Source organism: Bacteroidia bacterium, assembly GCA_023228875.1.
In the GTDB taxonomy this organism is placed as follows: domain Bacteria; phylum Bacteroidota; class Bacteroidia; order NS11-12g; family UBA955; genus JALOAG01.
Map to the genome: position 1 here is coordinate 315,959 of JALOAG010000001.1, position 20,587 is coordinate 336,545.

15 protein-coding genes are annotated in these 20,587 nt (G+C 40.3%); 13 read left to right on the plus strand and 2 right to left on the minus strand.

Annotated elements, in window-relative coordinates; genetic code table 11:
- The first annotated feature begins 129 nt into the window (after window positions 1-129).
- The 6 genes from purE (at window position 130) to M0R38_01535 (ending at window position 3,903) form a co-directional block, all read left to right on the plus strand.
- A complete protein-coding gene (gene purE / locus M0R38_01510) occupies window positions 130-645 on the plus strand; it encodes a 5-(carboxyamino)imidazole ribonucleotide mutase (protein MCK9480423.1) in 516 nt (171 codons plus the stop codon).
- On the plus strand, window positions 645-1,229 hold the full coding sequence (locus M0R38_01515) for a DUF3109 family protein (GenBank protein MCK9480424.1): 585 nt from the start codon (window positions 645-647) through the stop codon (window positions 1,227-1,229). Before purE ends, M0R38_01515 begins: the two co-directional genes overlap by 1 nt.
- Window positions 1,226-1,840, plus strand: a complete 615-nt coding sequence (locus M0R38_01520; GenBank protein MCK9480425.1) for a SprT-like domain-containing protein — start codon at window positions 1,226-1,228, stop codon at window positions 1,838-1,840. The genes M0R38_01515 and M0R38_01520 overlap by 4 nt, the downstream gene beginning before the upstream one ends.
- Window positions 1,841-1,964: 124 nt before the next feature.
- Window positions 1,965-2,123, plus strand: coding sequence for a hypothetical protein (locus M0R38_01525; protein ID MCK9480426.1), 159 nt, complete (start codon window positions 1,965-1,967; stop codon window positions 2,121-2,123).
- A gap of 422 nt (window positions 2,124-2,545) precedes the next feature.
- Window positions 2,546-2,773, plus strand: a complete 228-nt coding sequence (locus M0R38_01530) for a hypothetical protein (protein MCK9480427.1) — start codon at window positions 2,546-2,548, stop codon at window positions 2,771-2,773.
- A gap of 95 nt (window positions 2,774-2,868) precedes the next feature.
- Window positions 2,869-3,903 carry a hypothetical protein gene (locus M0R38_01535; GenBank protein MCK9480428.1) on the plus strand — a complete coding sequence of 345 codons (1,035 nt, stop codon included), beginning with the start codon at window positions 2,869-2,871 and terminating at the stop codon, window positions 3,901-3,903.
- A gap of 42 nt (window positions 3,904-3,945) precedes the next feature.
- On the opposite strand, the gene M0R38_01540 is transcribed toward M0R38_01535, so the two are convergent.
- Together M0R38_01540 and M0R38_01545 are read right to left on the minus strand one after the other, a co-directional pair.
- Complete coding sequence (locus M0R38_01540; GenBank protein MCK9480429.1) at window positions 3,946-6,417, minus strand: T9SS type A sorting domain-containing protein; 2,472 nt, start codon at window positions 6,415-6,417, stop codon at window positions 3,946-3,948.
- The gene (locus tag M0R38_01545) at window positions 6,410-6,640 is read right to left on the minus strand and encodes a helix-turn-helix domain-containing protein (protein ID MCK9480430.1); all 231 of its coding nucleotides are present in this window, start codon (window positions 6,638-6,640) and stop codon (window positions 6,410-6,412) included. Before M0R38_01545 ends, M0R38_01540 begins: the two co-directional genes overlap by 8 nt.
- Before the next feature lie 77 nt (window positions 6,641-6,717).
- Between M0R38_01545 and M0R38_01550 the strand changes: the two genes are divergently transcribed.
- The 7 genes from M0R38_01550 to M0R38_01580 all read left to right on the plus strand — a co-directional run bounded on the left by M0R38_01550 (window position 6,718) and on the right by M0R38_01580 (window position 20,574).
- Window positions 6,718-12,474, plus strand: a complete 5,757-nt coding sequence (locus tag M0R38_01550) for a M43 family zinc metalloprotease (protein ID MCK9480431.1) — start codon at window positions 6,718-6,720, stop codon at window positions 12,472-12,474.
- A gap of 20 nt (window positions 12,475-12,494) precedes the next feature.
- Window positions 12,495-12,689 (plus strand): T9SS type A sorting domain-containing protein, encoded by a 195-nt coding sequence (locus M0R38_01555; GenBank protein ID MCK9480432.1) that lies wholly within the window; start codon window positions 12,495-12,497, stop codon window positions 12,687-12,689.
- An 84-nt stretch (window positions 12,690-12,773) separates the two neighbouring features.
- Window positions 12,774-13,166, plus strand: coding sequence for a hypothetical protein (locus M0R38_01560; GenBank protein ID MCK9480433.1), 393 nt, complete (start codon window positions 12,774-12,776; stop codon window positions 13,164-13,166).
- Window positions 13,167-13,288: 122 nt separating this feature from the next.
- On the plus strand, window positions 13,289-16,195 hold the full coding sequence (locus M0R38_01565) for a tetratricopeptide repeat protein (GenBank protein MCK9480434.1): 2,907 nt from the start codon (window positions 13,289-13,291) through the stop codon (window positions 16,193-16,195).
- 5 nt (window positions 16,196-16,200) lie between these two features.
- Entirely contained in the window at window positions 16,201-17,193 is a 993-nt protein-coding gene (locus tag M0R38_01570; GenBank protein ID MCK9480435.1) for an FAD:protein FMN transferase, read from the plus strand.
- Window positions 17,194-17,287: 94 nt separating this feature from the next.
- Window positions 17,288-18,472, plus strand: a complete 1,185-nt coding sequence (locus tag M0R38_01575) for an MFS transporter (protein ID MCK9480436.1) — start codon at window positions 17,288-17,290, stop codon at window positions 18,470-18,472.
- Window positions 18,473-18,558: 86 nt separating this feature from the next.
- A complete protein-coding gene (locus tag M0R38_01580) occupies window positions 18,559-20,574 on the plus strand; it encodes a BatA domain-containing protein (protein MCK9480437.1) in 2,016 nt (671 codons plus the stop codon).
- The last annotated feature ends 13 nt before the right edge of the window (window positions 20,575-20,587 follow it).

Genomic DNA, 20,587 nt, shown 5'->3' on the forward strand with positions numbered 1-20,587 from the left:
TAATATTTTTATAAAGCCGTAAGTTACTTACGGCTTTTTGTGTTTAAATGGTTTTGTATGTGATTGTATTTGTACAGCCAATCAAACTCCTAACTTTTTCTATCTTTGCGGCAATTAATTTATACGCTTATGGCAGATGTATTAATAGTAATGGGGTCGGACAGTGACTTGCCGGTTATGCAAGACGCAGCGGATGTTTTACAAAAACTGAAAATCTCTTTTAAACTTACCATTGTATCGGCACACAGAACCCCGAAAAGACTTGCCGATTTTGGAAAAAATGCAGCTGCAGAAGGCTTTAAGGTGATAATTGCCGGAGCCGGTGGTGCTGCTCATTTGCCGGGTATGTTGGCTTCTTTTTCATCTCTGCCTGTGATTGGAGTTCCTGTTAAATCTTCTAATCTGTCCGGTGTGGACAGTCTTTATAGTATTGTGCAAATGCCTCCCGGAGTGCCGGTGGGAACTATGGCTATCAATGGGGCAACCAATGCAGGGTTGTTTGCTGCGCAAATTATTGGAGCTTCTGATTCAAAAACACTGGCTAAAATTGATAAATACAAGAAAGACCTTGAGAAGTCTGTCATTGAAAAAGCCGAAAAAATTGAAAAAATAGGTTTTGAAAAATATCTGAAAGGAATGAAATAATGATTCTGATTGGAGATAAGCTGATTTCTGATGATTTATTTGATGTAAAATTTGTCTGTAATTTGGACAAATGTTTTGGAGCATGTTGTGTTGAGGGTGATGCTGGTGCACCTTTGGATAAAGAAGAACTTGAGCCAATCAGCAGGAACCTCAAAGCAGTTGAGCCTTATTTACCACCCAAACAAAAAGAACTCTTAATGAAATCCGGATTTTATGAAGAGGATTATACAGGAGAATTGGTAACAACCTGTTTGCCAACGGGTGAATGTGTTTTCTCATTCAGAGATGAAAGAGGAATACTGGGTTGCGCGCTGGAAAAAGCTCAAAGGGATGGAAAGTCAGATTTTAATAAGCCCTTGTCATGTCATTTGTATCCAATCAGGGTGTCCAAAGTGGGGGATTATACCGCGTTGAATTATCACGAATGGGATATATGTAAACCGGCACTCAAACTGGGGAAAAAATTGGGAATACCTGTTTTTAGATTTCTCAAAGAGCCGATTATCAGAGGTTTTGGAAAAGATTTTTATGATGAAATGGAGGCTGTCTATGAAGCCCGCAAACAGCAGGAGCTTTCAAAATGACCAGAGACCAAATTATAGCGGGTTTTAAAAGGTATGTGCCGCATGAGTTTGCAGCTTTTTGTACCGATTTGCTTGTGCAATACAAAGTAGATTTGAGAGTAAAACGCCCTCGCAATACAAAGTCAGGGGATTATCGTCCTCCTGTTCAAGGCAGAAAAAAACATGAAGTAACGGTAAACTCTGACCTTAACCCCTATTATTTTTTGTTGGTTTATATTCATGAAATGGCGCATGTCAAAACGTGGGAAGATTATGGCAGAAAAGCGGATCCGCATGGTGAGGAGTGGCGTAGAATTTTCAGAGAAATGGCAAAACCTGTTTTGAACTCCGGTTTGTTGCCGGATGATTTGCATTCAGCACTAATCAAATTCTTTACTAAAACCCCTGCAACTTTCCTTGCTGACCCGTATTTAACAAAGGTTCTTAGGAAATACGACAAAGGAGATAATGTATTGACTCTCGATGAAATTCCGACAGGTGCGCAATTTAAACTTAACAATGGGTTGCAACTTATAAAGGAAACACGCCTGCGCACGTGGTATATGTGCAAGGAACCCGGCACCGGAAGGCAGTTTAGGGTGAAAGGAAATGCTGAAGTGGTTGTAATCTGATCAATTTGCGTTTTACCCCAAACCCCTCTCGCCCAAAAATCCACTTGTGAACAATGGTGGATGAGATAACTGTATATTAATCGACCCTATCTGTTTCAAATCCAGATACAATATACCCATTGTAGTGCACATCATTTACCTGCAAGGCGACACCGTTCAGGGTACAGGCAGCAACATAAGCAACAGCCATGTGGCACAAGCCATAATCTCGCTCAACAGGAAGTTTGCAGGTTATGACATTACCGTCAGGGGCGCAGAAGAAACGGTACACCCCTTTACTTAGTCAAATCTCCCACAATACAGAGCGATTTATAAAAATTTATTACAATTTTATCCTTTTGGTACAATATTTCTTAGCAATGTTAAGTTGTAAAATTATGTTGCGCAGGACAAAACATAACATTCTAAGGCTGTCGGCACTGTTTCAGAGCGCAATATCGGTGTTTCAAACTCCATTATTCCATTTTCAAACTCTGTTATCTCATTTTAAAACTTCATTATCTCATTTTCAAAGTCCGTTACCTTATTTTAAAACTTCATTACCCCATCTTCAAACCTCATCAACTCATTTTCAAAGTTCGTTACCTCACTTTCAAACCTCATTACTTCATTTTCAAACTCCGTTATCTCTTATCTCTGTTTACGAGCTTGGAAACTCCGTTATTGAGGTTTACAAACCAATTATTGGAGTTTACAAATGAGATAATGAGGTTTACAACACAGTTATTGGAGTTTACAAATGAGTTATTGGACTTTGAAACTCCGTTGTTGGAGTTTCAAAATGAAGTAATGAGGTTTGAAGATGCGATTTTCTGTCAGTCCATCAGAAAAATGAGGCTTGTCAAAGAAACAACCGCCTTGCAAAGGGTGTTTGTGATGGATAAATTCAAAAATTTTTATTATGAAGTATGGGGGGCAGAGGCGCAACGTTAGCCCCCGCGCCTGCAAGGGCAGGGGGCGACCCCGCAAGCCGGGGCATTGCGCTCCGCAACATTTTTTTTATAATATCAATTTAAAATATTTTAATCATGAGAAATAATTTTAGAGTAGTTATCCCAAGGAAAGTGGATAGCTTCCTCACACTGGTGGGTAACATTCTCGCCAAACATACGGCTGATGGTGTAAACAGCCTTTTAACCCCTCTGAACATGGCGGATATGCAAGCAAAATACACCACCGCCACCACCCGCCACGCACAGGCAGGGCAGTTTGACCGCGACAAAGAAACCGCATTTGAACAGCGCAATGCTGCTCTGGGCATCATGCACACGCAACAGTCCTACACGCCCAATACGGTGCTGTACTATGTAACAAGCATACGCGACCACCTTTTGGGTGTGTTCAAGGGCACGGAACAGTTGCTTGGCGACTGGACTTTTACAGTCAATTTGGGCGGCAGGGGAACAAGTCGGGTTGTTGTTCCGCGCAATGCGGAACGCCTGATAGGTTTAGCCAAAGGCATTTTAGCCAAACATGAGGCAGATGAAGAAGAAACCCTGCTTGGTTCGTTTGACATGGCAGCCTTTGCCAACCTCACGGAAGAAGCCGAAACCCAACACGAGCTGGCGCAAAAGCTAAGCAGGGACAAGGAGTCTGCAAACCAAGTCCGCAATAAGGCGTTGGGCTATGGCACAGGGCAGAAGCGGGGTTCTGCGGGTACGCTGCTTACTTATGTGGTTGCAGTGAGGGAGGTGCTTGTGGGCAACCACAAGGGTACGGAGCAGTTGCTTGGCGACTGGGGCTTTGAGGTAAATACCTCTCTGCCAACCAACCCCACGCCCGACCCTATTACGGCTATGGTGCAGGGCATTGTTACCAACGCTTCCACGAGTGTACCCATTGGCGGGGTAAGGCTTGTATTCGCCACCTCCGCAGGCGATACCGAGCTAACCACTGACCCCGCAGGCAACTATGCGGGCGAGGTGGAGTTGGAAGCACCTGAAACTGTTATGGTGGAAATAGCCCATGTGGGCTTTCTGCCTCTTAGCGAGGCGCACAGCCTTACCCCTGATTTGGTTCATGTAATCAACTTTGGGATTACGCCTGTTCCCATACCCGACTAAGGGGAATTTATGATGAGCAAGGGGGCGCAAGCCCCTTTGCTGTTACTCGTCTGCTTTGATTAGCTTGTAGGTTGTTATTCTGTTGCTGTCCGCAAGCACATGGACAAAGTAAATTCCTGTACTCATGCGGCTGATGTCTATTGTGTTTGCTCCCGCTCGCAGGCTTCCGCCTGATAGCAGGTTGCCCGCAACACCTGTTATTTGGTAAGAGTAGCTGCCATGCTCCAAAACTTCTATGGTTAGCTCGGTGGTGGCGGGGTTGGGGTATAGTTTTATGCTTTTGAGCAGGATTGTGTTTACGTTGTCAATAGCGGTGTCTTTTTCTGCAATGACATGAAGCGTATCGGAAATGGCGGAGCAACCGCCATTGCTCATTATTCTAAGGCTGTAAATGCCTGTGTCGGTAGCAGACAAGGTTAGGAATGGCTTGTTTTCGCCTGTGGGGTTGCCGTCCCTTAGCCATTGGTAGCGGTCTGCTATGGCATCAGTTTTCAGCGTATCATTATCTTTGTAGAGAGTAGGAATATTGGGAACAGTATCGAGAGATACAATGATGGTATCGTACATAACACAGCCGTTATATGCTGCTACCTTTGCCCAATAAATATTTTCATCTTTGACTTCTATTAGTTGTAAAGTGTCGCCTGTACTCCAAAGATATTGTTGCATATCAGCAGGGGCTTCTAAGATTACGGAAGTATCTAAGTTCTCGCACCAGTTTTTGTCAAGGCCCAAAAAGTTGGGTGCAATATCGGGCAGGGTGTCTATGGAAACGGTAAGAGTGTCGGCTGTGACGCAGCCATTGTCGGCTGTGGCTGTTACCCAATATGCACCTGCCGTGTCGGCTGTGATTTCGCTAAGGGTGTCGCCTGTGTTCCAAAGGTAAGAAGCAAAGCCGTCAGGGGCTTTAAATGTTACGAAAGTATCTACGTTCTCGCACCAATGCCTGTCATCGCCCAGAAAATTTGCTTCTGTATGAGGCAGAGTGTAAAGTATGATGACTATGGTGTCGTACAGTACACAGAAATTAGGCGTGGTAATTTTAGCAACATAAGTTCCTGCTGTGCCTACTGTGATTTGCGGAGAGGTTTCGCCTGTGTTCCATTGGTAGCAGTGCATTCCGCTTGGGGCTTGCAGTGTGAGGCTTGCGCCTAACGCCTCGCACCAACCTGTATCATTGCCTAAGAAGTGGGGGACTATGGCAGGTTCGACAAATACATTGGTAACGATTGTGTCGTTGCTTGCCAACACGCAACGCACCACCCAAAGCCCTGTGTAGGCAAACGTAATGGTTGGGCGGTTTTCTGTACGCTCAAACTCGTTGTTTGGATGCGTAAATATCCATTTCGTTATATTGACTACAAAAGAGGATAGCCCGAAATCAAATGTTTGATTACTACATTTGTCCTCATATATAATTCTTGGCTGTCCGTGTGTTAAATAGCCTGTAAATATATTAGGGAAGCCATACTGCATTTTTCCCCTTGATAAGTTCACAACCTTTTTATTTACTTGGATATTATTAAAATCGTTGCCTTTCATTGCTCCCACAAAAGTTGAGTCAGCCAATCCAAAGTAAATATTTCCGTCAATGGATAATTGCAGAGGGGCAGCGTAAGGCAAAATTAAACTATCAATAGTTTTAGATTGCATAGTAGGAATATTAAGCACCAAAACAGGGCTATCTCTCCGACCAATAAACAAATTCTCGCTGTTGTCTGAAAATTCAGTTCCCCAAGTTAAAACGGTCATTGGAATTGTTGTAAACAATTCCAAATGACCGTTTGTTTTATCAAACCTGTAAAGTTCACTAAAAATATTTAGGGGGTCGGGCGGGGTAAAAACATGAGCCATATACTTAGAGTTTGATGAAAATTTAATAAATCCCTGATTTGTAAATTTTCCATCAGTAAATATACTTTGTTTACTATACTCAATCCCTATCGAGTTAATAACAGGACATTTATTAAGTCCGTTATTTGTAAGCAGATATAAGAAAAAGTTATTATTCCCCCATTCATGCCCGACTATCCATATATCCCTGCCGTTGGCGTGATAAACCGCACTTACTTTTTCAGATGAATTAGGGTGCAATAAAATATTTTTTTCAATAACCTTTCCGTTTCCGTTGTTGGCTTTTATATTGACAACGCAATATTTCAGCCCATTCAGATAATCGTAGGAATAGGGTGTGAGAAAAACATAATATAAAGAATCATTATCGGGGTGGTTAAGGATTAAGCCGTTTTGTGAAGCATCTTGACTTCCCTCTAAATCTGTTCCCTCCTCCATAATCTCGTGGTTCTTGTTCCATATAGTATTGCCGTCAGTATAGAATAGTAAGTTGCCGTTAGTATCTGAAATAGTGCCTGATGATTCTAAGGCATACATTCTACTGTCGGTTAATGAAATAGGCAAACCTGAACTAAAATCTATACCTGCGCTGTCGCCAAAATACCATTTAACCGCTTCATTTTGTGAAAACAAATAAGAGGGGCTGATTAAGCTAATCAATATTAGAAAAGAAATCTTTAAGCGAGATTTTGTGAATATTGAGCAGGGACAAAAAATAATCCATTGAGAGGTTTTGTCGCCCCCTCTCCACTTTCCAATAGTAAGCCCTGCTAAGGTCAAAGTCCATTGCAAAATTTTCGTAGCTTGTGTAACCCTTTTCAATTCGTAATCGCTTTAATTTCGCTGCAATTTTAGCGATAATTTCTGGGTTTTGCAAATCCATTTTGCAAAACGCAACAATTTTAATTTGTTTTATTACTCTCTACTGGATACATTTGCGCCCTTAAAAAGAAAAAACCTATGAAATCAAAAATCTTACTACTACTTTCAGTTGCTTTCTTTTCGTTCAAAGTCAGCAACGCCCAATCTGTTAACATGCCCGAATGTCTGTTTGACACCATTTTGCAAAAACATATTGCAGACAACTTGCAGTACCAAAGAGAGTTGAAAGCGATGCCTTATGGAGTTCTCAGATTCAGAGAACAAAACCCCAATTTGCGTTTTTACCCCAAACCCCTCTCGCCCTCGAATCCTCTTGTGAACAATGGTGGATGTGATAACTGTATATTAATCGAACCTATCTGTTTCAAATCCAGATACAATATACCCATAGTAGTGCACATCATTTACCTGCAAGGCGACACCGTTCAGGGTACAGGCAGCAACATAAGCAACAGTCATGTTTACCAAGCCATAACCTCGCTCAACAGGAAGTTTGCAGGTTATGATATTACCGATGCAAGGGCAGTAAATACGGGCATACAGTTCTTTCTCGCCCCGGTGGGTGCAGACAGCAACGGGATTGTACGCTATGAAAGTGCTATGAGTAATCATCATTACAACGATATGGATACGCTGTACAGGCTTATTGCACCCGAATACAGAACAGGTAAATACCTGAATGTCTTTATTGTCAACAAATTGATAACACCCGAAGTAGGGGGATATGCGGCATTTCCCAATATGCTGCCACGGACGGAAGGCTCACCATATAACATGGTAGTAATTTCACGCAGGCAGTTTGGCGATTATAACGAATGCAACGGCTGCGACCTCGCCATCACCTCCACGGGCAAAACCACCGCCCACGAGATAGGGCATTTTTTGGGATTATATCATACTCATCAGGATGGCTGTTCTGAAACGGTAAGCATAAGAAAAGACTGTAGTACAGAGGGAGACGAATGTTGCGACACTCCTCCTTGTGTTGTTGACACAACATGCAATTCCACAAATACCTGTAGCGAATTTCCAAACAATCCTGACCAGAAAGAAAACCTGATGAGTTATTCTCCCCAGTCCTGCACCCGCTTTTTCACACGAAACCAAGCGGAGCGGATGCACTATTTTCTTGAAAATCAGCGAAGGGATTTGACTGACATAGACTGGATTATTTCTCTCAAACCTGATGTGTGTATGTTCAGTGCAAGATTCAAACTTTCAGGCAACCTCGTGTGTGACACAGGCACTGTGTCAATGACTGCACTCCCATTTGACAATACCGGAGTTACCTATATCTGGACTGTCTTTGACCAAGATCAAAATCCCGTACTAAACACTACGAATACAGACCAAAACATTTTCAGCTTTTCAACTGTAGCACATTCTCTGCCGTTCGGTTATTATGATGTGCAACTTCAGGTGGTTTATGACACGGATACTGCTGTTGAATATATGAACAAGGCAATAGCCGTTATCGACTGTAAATCGCCCCTTAGACACGAGGGCGGCAACTGGTTCTTTGGGAAATATGCGGGACTTGTATTTACCGAAGCAGGGGTGAGGCCGAGTACAGAGGCTTCTTTTCGTGCGCCAAATTCTATCAACAGTTCGGAAGGCTGCATAAGCCTGAGCGACAGTTTGGGCAACTTGCTTTTTTATGCAGGTGGCTATACTCATAGAAATAACGAAGGTACTATTTTTAACGGCAATCACGAGAAAATTAATAACAACTATAATGTGGAGATTGGTGGCAACAGTGTACAAAATTCGGTTGCTTTTCCCTGCCCCTTTACACAAGACAGAATGATGCTAATGCAGGTTAATTCCCGTGATACAGGCAGGCTTAGTTACACTCTGCTCAAAAAAGGAACAAGCGGTTTCTATGAACTTGACACCCCTTCGGTAAACACCGAAATTTATATTCCTCAGCTTGGCAGTGGAAGCCTTTTGGTGGGTGAAGCACTCACTGTTGCACCAAAGTGTAATAACAAAGGCTACTGGGCAGTAGTTGTGGCACCTCAAAATCATGACAGTATTCGGGTTCTTGCCGTGCTGTCTGTGGACACAAATGGAATCAACCTTGCAGACACTGTTTTGTTGAGCCAAACAGTATATTCATCAGAAATGCCATTTAAGCTTCAGGACGGCTATGGTCATGCCAAATTCTCGCCCGATGCTCGTTTTTTTGCAGTCGGAAAACATATTTTCGACTTTGATCGTGCTTCTGGCAAGTTGAAGAAAAAGCTGAATATCCATTCCGTTAACAACGAAGGTTTTTACGCTTCTAATCATATCACACGTGATGTTTACGGCTTATCTTTTAGTCCTAATTCGCAATATTTTTATTGGCTTGATTCGATTAACGACTTAGCAGAAATAAGGCGTATTGATTTATCAATAGCAGACCCGTTGCAGGAAATACAGGTTATTGGTCAGCACGCAGGTAATGAATACTTCCATGCTCTACAGTTAGGTCCTGATAAGAAAATTTACATTGCAAATCATAGTTCTGGCGAATTGGGCGTAATCAATTATCCCGATAAAGAGTGGGATAAAATGCAGGCTAACCCTTTGGGTTATGAACCATACGGAGCACCTTTGCAAATTGGGGGTACAGGAGGTAGTTCACAATATGGACTGCCTAATATGATAGATGCTCTCCGTCCTGACCAAATTAAAGACACAATTTATTATACAATCAAAAACTGCAATACAGTAACATTCAGCACAACAGCCTGTTGCAGAACTTCTTATCTTTGGTTGTTTGGCGATGGGGACACATCGCAACAAAAGGAAACAGAACATAGTTTTGCCACTTCCGGAAATTATAATGTCAGACTTGTATTAGACAATACAGATACGCTGTCAGTTATAATCAGTATATCACCAGAAATCAAAATTAATGGCAAAACACAACTATGCAATAAAGAGCAATACGAGGTCTATGAAGTAGTCAATATGAACGGTTTTTCTTCTGGAATACACTTAACATGGGAGGTAAGAAACGGCAGCTTTTACAACCATCCTGCTATTCCCAAAAGTATTGTACCCAACTTTGATTCACTTCCTGCAATCATCAAAGTTTCTGTTTATGATGAAGTATATCAATGCTATGCTTCTGACAGTCTCATAGTTACCACTTTTAAAGAAATAACAGATAATATTATTAATTACAATGTGAACAATATATTTATTTGCAACCATACTGACAGCGTTTTAGTACATGGTTACGAGTCGACTATTTGCGATGGGGCTCAATATAAATGGTATTATTCATACGACAAGACAAACTGGTCTGAGTTGCCACATGGCAACAATAAAGATATTTATTTATACCCAATTCCAACAACTGTTATATATCTTAAACGTAATATTTATAATGATACTCTTAATAACTGGAGCAATATAGTGAAGGTTACACCTGGAATTGTGGGCAATGATATTTTTATGCTTATGCCACTTTATGACGAGAATATATGTTCGCCTAATATATATCTAGGAGGGCTTATTACAACAGTCAGGAGCGATACTGTTGTAGCTTTTGATGACAAGAATCAGGAGTACTATTTCAAATGGCAACAAAGTACAAATGGCAAAGACTGGACTAATATTTCCGATTATCTGAGAAACAACGAATACTTCTGGTCGGATTGGCGGTACACACCACGTTCATTGGAGCGTATGTTTATATACAATCAGGATTCTTTATATGTACGGAAAATAGCTGTATCTTACCCTTGTTATGACACAAGCAACGTAGTAGAAATAGTAAACTACAACATTGACAGCATAAGGGCAATAAAGGTGCATGACACATATTCCGACATCATTCACGGAGAAATCCCCATAGAGCCCGACAGCCTTTTCTCGGTTACGTGGCAAATGAGTTGCAGTGGCACGGAGTGGACAGACATCACTTCCGGTTTCAATCACGATACACTTTATTTTGCCAATACATACACATCATTAAACACCCAAATCAGGCGTAAGATTGTCAAACTTACCTACCAAGGCGAGAAGTACTGCGACACTCTATACAGTAACGTAGTTGTATTAAATGATTTCTCCAACATTAACTTAATCACATCTGTTGTCAGGGTGGGAGATTCTGCTGTTTTGCACCTCACATATTCGGGTACTAAGCTGCCGCCCGTACAATGGCAGAAGTATGATGATGAACTCTCAGATTGGTTGGACATAGAGGGCGCAGTGAGTACAGAGTTTGCTGTAACAGTTGATAAGTGCAGTGCAAATGACTTGTACAGAGTTAAATATTTTGATGATTGTAACAATTCAGAAGCCTTTACCGACAGCATCTCTCCCAGAGTCAATCTTCAAAAAACAGATTATTTCCTTTGGCTGAAAGACCTGCCTTCCGACACGGCAGAACAACCACACAGCCCGATAATAAACAATTCGGCTTCTGCATTTGCAAGTCCCGACATGACTGTTTCCAACAGTACTACAACTACCTATTCGTGGGGTGTTTCCACCACATTGTTAAATGGCACTGCTCACCTGTACACTACCGTGCGCAACAAAGGAACAGACACAAGCAGGAGCGGAAAATTGTTTCTTTATGCAAGTTTGACGGGATTAAATCCCGAATGGGATTTCAGTTTTACGGATGAGGTGAGATTTGTTGCACTTGGACCGCTTATAATGCTTGGCAATATTGCCCCCAGCCCTAATCCTCCCTATAACCTTGTTACATCCGGCATACCCATTAACAAGGGAGGAACAGACATACCGCCTATTCCGCCCAATGATTCTGTGATTGTTTACTTTCAATGGACAAACCCTCCTGACCACTTTGTGGATTACAGCTTGGTTCATGGTGGAGTTCCATTCAGCCCAAGTCCCCGTTCCGTACTCTATCTCGCTCGCATTGAGGAGTGCAGCAGTTCTCCTTATGATATGACTTTTGATGAGGTATTTTTCAGTCCTCCTACACAAACAAATACCGCACGGAAAAATATTGGAAACAATGCCCGCATTGCTGCACTCCATTCGCACAGACTGCCTACCCGTGAGCCTTCTTCACTACCTTTTGCCCCCAAACCCGACCTCATTAGTGACATTGTTAGTGTAAAATCTGTTGTTCCTACAAAGATTTCGGTGGATTTGGCTTCCGCTCCTTTCTTCTTTTCGGTAGGAGAGATGTATGTGTTCTTTGATGACACGCTCTGGGATGCTTATGCAGCAGGAGGCTACAACGGAAGCGGCTACAGCCTTGTTGAAACAGGAGTGTTCAGGATAGATGCCCCCGCTACGGTATTTTGGGACAATATTATGTTGGATGTCAACAGTACAGGGCATATTGGTTTTGCCTTTTACTACAAACCGGGTATTGACACTTCGGGTGCAGCAATAGAGAGTATGTTCAGAGTGTTTATGTCGCAGGATGGGACGGAAACAGGGGAACTTTTTCTACACACCACTTCTCATCTGCCGGGTCTGTCTATGAAAGTTCCCGAAGGGGATAAAAAAGATAGCCATACCCAAGACCATAAGCAGTTTAATGACAATTCGGTCAATCGTCAATTATCTGTGGCAACACCTCCCTCAACAGAGCTTTCGCTCGTGTTCAATGTATTTCCTAATCCTTTCAGCAGCGAACTGACTGTTTTTGCTGCCAATTATGAACCGGAAGCTGTAATTACCTTGCGGGATATCAATGGAAAGACATTATTTGAAGCAACCCTGCCCAAAGAACCTTCTCCGAGCGGTTACACACTCTCTGTCCCTGCTCACGAACTTGCAGAAGCGGTTTACTTTGTGTATTATCAATCCGCCTCCACGCATCAGGTCAGAAAGGCGGTATTGGTAAGGTAGGAAATGAATGCAAAAAGGGAGTGCAATTAGTACTCCCATGCGGTTTGATATCTGAGCTTGTGGTTTACAGCCCCAATGGGCAAGTAATTTTGAGCCAAAAGGTGAAGGCTCTCTCTGCAAGTATCAATACCGTTGATATGCCTGAAGGTATTTACCTTGTCCAAGTAAAAACAAAAGACGGAGTTGTGTTGAGGAAGTTTAGCATCGTGAGATAGAGGATAAGGAAAAGTATTTTGACCTAAAGAAAAAGCTGTCTGTGAAAAGGCAGCTTTTTTATAGTATCATATACCATAGATGGTATGCAATTCCCTGTTAATGGTATTGCATTTTCAAAGACTTATAACAATCTTTACATTATTGAGCGAGATATGTATATCAATGTATTTAACTTCTATCCGGATGACAGCACCCGTACCGTAAACTCAAAAAAACAGTTACAGGTTCAGGGATATTCATCTTCTATGTCTAAATATGAAGTACAAAATCTGACTTACACCAATCAGCTTGCTCTTGGAGTTCTTGATTCCTTTTACTTGGCTGTATTGAATGACCATGCAATAGCTGATTCAGTCATTATAATAAGCAAAAGGATTTCCTTAGAGGGGAGTTCTGCTTCATTAGGACTTACTAATTTCAATAAGAGCTATTTCTACACACCCCCTATCAATTTCACGGACAAGACGCATTTTTGAAAAATAACGAAGACAGATGATTCTTGCATATTTTATTCTGTCCTTTCATAAATCGTCATGTTCAATTCTCTTCACTTTCCTATTTTTAACTTAATTTTCGCCCCTCAAATTGCAGAAATAAAATGAGTAAGAAGAAACAGGAAATAAAACCACAGCAATCTGCCCCCTCTCATGTTCATGGCAAGAAACTGAGCTTGTCAGTACTGATGCCCCAAGGGTTTACAGTGGAATCTCTGTCCGAAATTCTCAAACCCTATGCGGATAAGGTGGATTTTGTGAATGATTTGCAAAATGCAAAGAATGACTTGGTTTGTTTTCCTTCCAAAACTGATTTTGAAACACAAGGAAAACTAAATGCTGTAATTGAATATGTTCTCAGGGTTTCTGTCACTCCTAATGCAGTATTTGTTCCCGTAGTACCCAAACCCGGTTCTAAAGATAATTTTAGCAAAAAAGCAGGCTTCTGGTTTCAGGGTGTTTTAGAAAGATTGTACAGCGGAATTGAGCCTCACCACGCATTGAATTCCTGCATCCTGTTTCCGACAGAAAAAATAAAAGAAATTTTAACCCTAACACCTGCATTTGCAAAGCTGTCACCACTTTCTCTTGCACGTGAATGTAGGAGAAAAAATATTGAGATTGAAGCACTTGAGACTCCCGCGCTTATTATTCCCAAAAAACTTGGAATATTTGAGTTCTTCAAAGGTTGGGGAACAACCGCAAATCTTGTAAAAGAAGAGTTTGTTTCTACACCCTTGAAAAGTGGTTTTTCTGTTAAAGATGCTTTAACCAACGGAAATTCGCTGATTTATCGCCTCAAGTTTTTTGTGCTTGCAGTTGTAGGCATGTTGTTTATGCTGTTTATTAGCAAGGATTACAACGTAACATGGGACGAAGAAACCAATCAAGAGTCAGCGGAACTTGTTTATAATTATCTGAGTACTTTTGGTTCGGACACTACCATGTTCAACTTTGCCGAAGGTCGAAACAGAGATGTCAACCAGCATTATGGGATGTCATTTGACGTGATGTCGGTGATGGTTCAAAAAATAGTTCATAGTTTTAGTCCTAATGCCAATATATATGCTATCAGGCACTTTTTAAATGCTTTTGTTGGCTTTCTGATAATCTTGTTTACGGGTTTACTTGCTTGGCGTTTATTGGATGTGCGTGCCGGTGTTTTGGCATTGATAATCATGTATTTCTCACCTTCTTTTTTTGGGCATAGCTTTAACAATCCTAAGGACATACCTTTTGCGCTGGGCTTTATTATGAGTGTATATTATTTGGCACGAACACTTCTTGAGTTTCCTAAACCCACTTTGCAAAGCAGACTGATGCTTGCCATATCATTGGGAATTGTATTGAGTGTGAGGGCAGGAGGATTGATGTCTTTTGCTTTTGTAATCATGTTTTTTGGGATTCTATGGTTGTTGAATTTTAAAAAATCAGCTTCTCTCAAACCCTATTTGAAATTCGGACTACCTATCCTGATTGTGGGTTATTTGCTGGGAATTTCAATATGGCCTTACGCATTGCGCGACCCTTTGCATGGAGTTTTGAATGCTTTGAGAAAGTTTGAAAACTTTTCTGCACTGACCTATTACGAGTTGTTTGAAGGAGTGAGAATGTACATTAAACCTTGGTATTACATACCTAAACTGATTCTCATAACTGCGCCTCTCATGATGTTGGTTGGTATGCCATTGGTGTTATTGTTCTATACCAAAGGAAAGCTTACTCAAAATCAGAAAATTGTATTGGGATTGGTAATTTTCTCTTCTGTTTTCCCTGTGGCATATACTGTTTACAAAGGTTCATACCTATATAATGGATGGAGGCACATGCTCTTTGTGTATCCGGGATTGGTGGTGTTAGCGGCTGTGGGATGGAGCAAATTGGTTGATTTTGTAAAAAATCCTCCTTTGAAATGGGTTGCATTGGTTGCTTTCGTTGGATTGAGTACACCGGCTATTATTTGGTCTTTCGCCAATCATCCCTATCAATACATGTATTTCAACGAACTAACAGGAGGGGTAAAGGGTGCAAACGGAAACTATGAATTAGACTACTGGAATCAGACTCCGCGTGCTGCTATGGAGTGGATAAGCAAGAACAAACCTGAATTATTTGATGGGAAGATAAAGGTAAATAGCAACAACCCTGTTGAAACTCTAACCACTTTTGTCAAAGGAAGTGACAGTATCAAATATCGCTGGACAAGGGAATACGAATGGACAAAAAATGATTGGGAATATGCAATATGGACCAGTAGAACTTTGAATAAAAATCAAATTTTAGGAGGTTATTGGACACCTGAAGGTACGGTGCATACAGTTAATGTGGCAGGAGTACCGGTTTGTGCAGTTGTCAAAAGAAAAGCGACAACGGGTTATGATGGTTATAGAACATTCTCTGAAAAGAAATATGACAGTGCAATTATCTATTTCAAAAAAGCCATTGAAGCAGAACCCTTGGAAGAGGAATATCACCGAGCCTTGGGCTCTTGTTATAGAGTTTTGGGGCAATTTAATGATGCTATTACTGAGTTTAAACGCGCGTTAGAGATTAGAGATGGAAACTATGAGGCATATTTTTCTTTAGGTGAGATTTATTTTACGCAAGCGACTTCAAATGAGCAGAATATTGACCAGGCTATGCTTGCAAGAGCAGAGGGCTTGTTCAAAGAAGCAATCAGTCTAAAGAAGAATTATACCGGAGCCTACATGTATCTCGGAGTAATTTCTATGAACAAAAATGATTTGAACCAAGCTATGTATGCATACAAAAAAATGATTGAGAACAATCCTAACATCGCTCAGGGATATCAAGGTGTAGCAAGGGTTTTCATGAATTTGCAACAAACCGACAGTGCTTTGTATTATCTAAACTATGCTATGCAGTTATCACCAAATCAAGCTGATGTTTATGCCGATATTTCACGTGCTTTTGAATTAAGAGGCGATAAGCAAAATGCTGAAAAATACAGACAAGAGTTTTATAGATTACAAGCAGGAGGTCAACAATGAGGAGCATGAAAGTATTTGCACTTATTTCAATTTCTGTCATTTTAATAGCTTGTAATCGAGATACAGGTTATGTTGAAATAACGGGTGAAACCATGGGCTCAACTTATGTAATCAAACTTGAAGGAGAAAAAGGACTCAAGCCCCGAATTGATTCACTTTTGTCAGAATTTAGTCAACTGTTTTCTACTTATGACGAAAATGCATTTCTATATAAATTCAATCATAACACATTGACAGATGCTGACTTACAACATCTAACAGAAAGACAGTGTAAATGGATGACAGATATCTTTAAAACATCATTAGTTATCTATCACAAAACAGAAAGAGCCTTTAATCCTGCGTTAGGTCCTTTATTCAGATTTTGGGGTTTTGGCGACAACTCTAAAAATCCTGATGACATTGATTCTTTAGTGATTGACAGCATGCTGCGCTACTGCAACTATGAGAATTTTAGTTTTAAAGGTTGTTTTCCTCAAAAGCCGAATGCAAATTCAGAGCTTAATTTTAACGCAATAGCGGCCGGATATGCGACTGACGTGATTGCTTTGTTTTTTGACTCTCTTGGTATTGAAAACTATCTTATCAATATTACCGGAGAGCTAAAAGCTAAAGGGTTCAATCCAAGTGGTGAATTGTGGCAAATCAGTATAGAAAAACCTGCTGATAATAAAGAAATGAATGCAGGCATGTTTACAATGGAACTGAATAATAAGGCAATGGCAACCAGTGGCAATTATAGAAACTTTTTCAAAATAGATGGAAAGAAATATGGACACACCATTGACCCCACAACCGGATACCCCACTCATAACAATCTTCTAAGTGCAACTGTAATTTCAAAATCCGGTGCAACCTGTGATGGGCTTGCGACAGCTTTTATGGTTATGGGGTTTGAGGATGCAAAAAGGATGATTTTGAGTGATAGTTCACTTGATGGAGTGCTCATTTATGAATCTAATGGAGAGATGAAAATTTGGATAAGTTGGGAGCAATAAGGCATCTTTAAGACGAACGTACCAATTGTATGTTCAATTGACCGGTCGATGATTGATTAGTTCACTATTTTTGCGCCCTCATCTCGTAATTGCAATGACAGAAGAACGGAAACTGTGGAACAAGGATTTTATTATTGCAGGAGCATCTTATTTTCTTTTTGCATTCTCGTTTAACTTGCTCATGCCAACCTTGCCTATCTATTTATCAGAGGTATTGCATGTTACACCTTCAAATATTGGAATAGTCCTGTCATCCTATGCCATTGCATTGTTGTTTGTGCGTCCGTTTTGTGGTTTTTTAGTTGATTCTTATGAAAGAAAACCCTTGCTTATTATAGGGACTCTGTTGTTTGTCTTAACTTATTTTGGATACTATTATGCTGTTTCTGTTGCATTTTTTGTTACTCTACGCTTTGTACATGGAGCATTTTGGGGACTTTCAACCGTCTCTGCAAATACTGTAGCCATTGATATTATTCCCTCGTCAAGAAGGTCTGAGGGTATAGGTTATTTTGGAGTGAACACAAATATTGCAATGGCAATGGCTCCCTATATTGCAGTGTATATTTATGATGCTTATGGATTTGACTTCTTGGTTACTTGTGCTTTGCTGATGGGCTTGCTATCGGTTTTGGTAGCACTTTTTATTCAAACCCCTAAACGGGATCATAAGAAAGATAATGTACCTCCTATCTCGTTGGATAGGTTTATACTTGTGAAAGGTATTCCGATTTTAATCAATCAACTTTTTCTCACTTTTGGTTGGGGAACATTGGTAGCCTTTGCAGTTCTATATGGCAAATCAATCGGAATTGAAAATGCGGGTGTTTTCTTTTTGTTTCTTGCAGGAGGTATCGTATTGTCAAGGGTTACTTCAGGAAAGTTTGTAGATAAAGGCTATCTTCATTCGGTCATGATTATTGCCTTGTCAGCTATTACAATCGGATTTGTTGGTTTTGCACTCTTGCATAGTATTTTTTATTATTGTGCATTTGCCTTTGTTATTGGCATAGGCTATGGAACTTTATTCCCAGCACTTCAAACCATTTATATAGATATGGCTCCGGCAGCAAAAAGAGGAACTGCTAATTCTACTTATCTAACGGGATTTGACTTAGGCATAGGCATTGGAATGTTGTTGGGAGCCTATTTGAACGGTAAATATGGCTTAGCAAATACGTACTTATTTACAGCAACTTTCTGTTTGCTCTCTATTTTGATTTATTGGTTCAATTCAAGAAGAGTATTTGAAAAAAATAGATTAGTCAAGGATTTTTAATTGTGTTCTTATGCAATTAATTGCAGAGATTGCCTCAATATTGGACTACCTGAAAATATTGTTATCTAAACACTATTTTTGCCGTGATGAAATTTCATGCGCCCTATCTATTGTGGTTTTTGTTATTAGGGCTGATTCCGATTATCATTCATTTATTTCGTTTTAGGCGTTACCGAAAAGTAATGTTTACCAGGGTTGATTTGCTGAAGCAAATTACAATCAAATCAGGCTTGGGAAATCGGTTGCGCAAAATCGTTCTCATGACCCTCAGGGTATTAGGGATTTTATCTCTTGTTTTTGCATTTGCCCTGCCTTTTGTTCCAAGCCGTACTGCAGTGGCAAATAATCCAAAAAATAAATTAATTGTTTTTCTTGATAATTCGTTGAGCATGGGTGGAGAAGGAGCAGAGGGTGTCCTTTTTGAGGCTGCAAAAAATCGCGCCAGAATGTTGGTCAATGATTTATCAAATGAGTTTAGCTTTTTTCTTGTAAGTCATGCACAGAATCAAGATTTCTCAAAAGCATTAGATAAGGACGAGATGCTGCAAGCTATTGACAAACTCTCGCTTACAAACTCAACACTTCCGGAAAAAGATGTTTTGTCAATTCTGCAATCTCTCACTGATAATCATAGCATTTGTGCCTATATATCTGATTTTAGAAAGGGATTTGTCAAGCAACTGCCTGAAAATCCCGAATTGAAAGGGCTGTTTTATTGGTTAAATGTGCCTGCCAATCAAGTTGAAAATTTGGCTATTGATTCTGCGTGGTTTTTTTCACCTCAATTACAACCGGAACAGATGTTAAAATTGATGGTTAAAGTTACAAACTATGGAAAGGACAATGCAAAAGATGTCAGTCTGAGATTAGTAGAAAATAATGCAGTCAAGGGAGTAGTCAATGTGAATGTTGAAGCAGGAAGAAGTGCGATTGCTGAGATCCCATTTAATGCAGGTGCAGAAGGTTGGAAAAATGCAACATTAGGATTGCCGGGTAATGACATACATTATGATGATCAATATTTTTTGTCCTATCTAATTCAAAAAGGTGCTAATGGATTAATCATAAGTGATAACGGACCTTCTCAGTATCTTAAAGCCTTATTTACAGAGGAGGCGGGATTTCATGTCAATTTTATAACACCCTTTCAAATTGTTTTTGATAAGTTAAAGGAGGTAGATTTTATCATTTGCCATGACTTGGTTAATGTGAGCTCAGGATTAGCAGATGAGTTGAATAAGTTTGTAAATGCAGGGGGGGCACTCATTGTGTTTCCCAATGCAGGTGTAACACAAACGACAATAAATCAAATACTGGAACGATGTCAAACAAATGTTTATGCCAACCCGGTTAAACAAGCTATATCTGCTGAATTATGGAATATGAACGATCCGTTGCTTCATGGTGTTTTTCAGAATGTTCCCAAAAATATTGATTTGCCTGTCATTTATGAATATAACCCTATTCTATCAAATGCCGGACAGTTAGCATTTTGGAAATTAAAAAATGGAAGCCCTCTTGCTGTAAGAACTAAGCGCGGTTCAGGTATGGTATTCTCCATTGCAGTCCCTTTAGATAAAGCGTATAGCAATTTGGTAACACATCCGCTATTTGTGCCTTTTATGTTGCGTATAGCATCTTTCAAAGAAACAGATGCTAATATAGCTTATGAAACGGGAAAGGATGAAATGCTTGCTCTGAAAGGATTACAGCTAACTAAGGATGCAATATGGAAGTTAAAAAACAATAAAATTGAGTTAGTGCCTGAAATTGTCATGCGTGATAATCATACTTATTTACTTACTCATGGTATCATTCAAGAACCAGGTATTTATTCTTTGACTGTTAACCAAAACAAAGAGCAATATCGTTTTGCTTTTAATTTGCCCAGGTCTGAATCTGTTTCAGCGGTAGAAGACAAAGAGACATTAAAAAAGAAAGCCGATGAATGGGGTGTGAAATTATTGTATGAGCCGGCAGCATATATAGCCAATGAAATTAAGAAGGAAGGCGAAGGGACTCCTTTGTGGCGATATTTTATTGTTTTTGCGCTATTGTTTTTGATTTCAGAAATGATTTTGTTACGAATTTGGAAAGTTTAATATTGCAATGGTA

Bases quoted from the DNA above. Each gene is read 5' to 3' on its own strand.
- M0R38_01535 (MCK9480428.1), top strand. From the start codon at position 2,869: ATGAGAAATAATTTTAGAGTAGTTATCCCAAGGAAAGTGGATAGCTTC.
- M0R38_01515 (MCK9480424.1), top strand. From the start codon at position 645: ATGATTCTGATTGGAGATAAGCTGATTTCTGATGATTTATTTGATGTA.
- purE (MCK9480423.1), top strand. From the start codon at position 130: ATGGCAGATGTATTAATAGTAATGGGGTCGGACAGTGACTTGCCGGTT.
- M0R38_01545 (MCK9480430.1), bottom strand. From the start codon at position 6,640: ATGGATTTGCAAAACCCAGAAATTATCGCTAAAATTGCAGCGAAATTA.
- M0R38_01530 (MCK9480427.1), top strand. From the start codon at position 2,546: ATGAGGTTTACAACACAGTTATTGGAGTTTACAAATGAGTTATTGGAC.
- M0R38_01580 (MCK9480437.1), top strand. From the start codon at position 18,559: ATGAAATTTCATGCGCCCTATCTATTGTGGTTTTTGTTATTAGGGCTG.
- M0R38_01565 (MCK9480434.1), top strand. From the start codon at position 13,289: ATGAGTAAGAAGAAACAGGAAATAAAACCACAGCAATCTGCCCCCTCT.
- M0R38_01570 (MCK9480435.1), top strand. From the start codon at position 16,201: ATGAAAGTATTTGCACTTATTTCAATTTCTGTCATTTTAATAGCTTGT.
- M0R38_01520 (MCK9480425.1), top strand. From the start codon at position 1,226: ATGACCAGAGACCAAATTATAGCGGGTTTTAAAAGGTATGTGCCGCAT.
- M0R38_01575 (MCK9480436.1), top strand. From the start codon at position 17,288: ATGACAGAAGAACGGAAACTGTGGAACAAGGATTTTATTATTGCAGGA.
- M0R38_01560 (MCK9480433.1), top strand. From the start codon at position 12,774: ATGCAATTCCCTGTTAATGGTATTGCATTTTCAAAGACTTATAACAAT.
- M0R38_01550 (MCK9480431.1), top strand. From the start codon at position 6,718: ATGAAATCAAAAATCTTACTACTACTTTCAGTTGCTTTCTTTTCGTTC.